Raw genomic sequence first — 970 nt, forward strand, 5'->3', positions numbered from 1 at the left:
AATTTCGAGTGCCGTGCTTTGCAAATCGTTGGTGGCAAAGACGAGCGGCGCAGCGCCAGGGCGCGCCACGGTGACTCGCCGCAGTTGTTTGTCGTAGTGATTGCGCCGCCGGCCGCCGGGTGTCTTGTTTTTAAAACGCACCAGCTCATCGCTCAGGATCGTGCCAGCCGCCTCCGCCGGGATCTCAAGCACGTCCTCCGCCACGACATTGGCATTACGCTTGAAGCGCGTGACAAAGGTGGCCTGTGCTTGATCGATAAGGCGCCACCAGTTGTAGTCGCAATAGCCCTTGTCAAAGACGTAGAGGGCGCCTGCCCGCAGAGGGACGGCGCGCGCTGGCAGAACGTCATTGATGTTCGGTGCCGTTATCGTTTGCCATGACGGTGTTTGGGTTTTCGCATCAAGCAGCAGATGCAATTTGAGGCCCTGGGTGTGGCGGGTGGCATGATCCATGGTCCAGCGGTCAAATTCGCGTCCCTTGAGGGTAATCGACGTCGAATCAAGCAGGTAGACCAGATCCCTGGCCTGCTTGCCCAGCGTGCCGGCGACCTTAGAGATCAGCCAGTTGGCCGTCTCGTTAAACACCGTGATCGAGCGCGTCTCATTGGCATCGGCCAGCGTGGCGCGCCGGATACAGCGGGCGTTGAGATGATAGTGCTGGGCCATATGCTGGTTGAACCCGGCCTCCAGCGGACGCAACCCCTCGGCGTTAGTCAACTGCGCGTAGACCATCGCGATTAAGTGCTGCCAGGGACCGAACCCCTTGCAATACTTGTCCGCCTTGTGCTTTTTGACCAGTTGATCGAAGGAGCTGCGCGGCAACCCCTTCATTATTTGATGAAAAGTCGATATCCTGAACATGTTGCGGGTTTTGGTTTTTGAGTTTGGCGACTACGGGTATACGCCCGTTAACCAATACCTGCAACACCTCCTGGCTTATTCAAGCAAATTATTCCGGACACTAGTGGGC

Annotated in this window: 1 protein-coding gene; it reads right to left on the reverse strand. The window is 57.3% G+C overall.

All coding sequences use genetic code 11. The annotated features are described in order from the left end of the window. A partial coding sequence (locus tag GM676_RS31320; RefSeq protein WP_155468466.1) for an IS4 family transposase occupies window positions 1-861 on the reverse strand: 861 nt, incomplete at its 3' end. Window positions 862-970: the final 109 nt, after the last annotated feature.

Source organism: Duganella radicis, assembly GCF_009720825.1.
GTDB classification, from domain to species: domain Bacteria; phylum Pseudomonadota; class Gammaproteobacteria; order Burkholderiales; family Burkholderiaceae_D; genus Rugamonas; species Rugamonas radicis.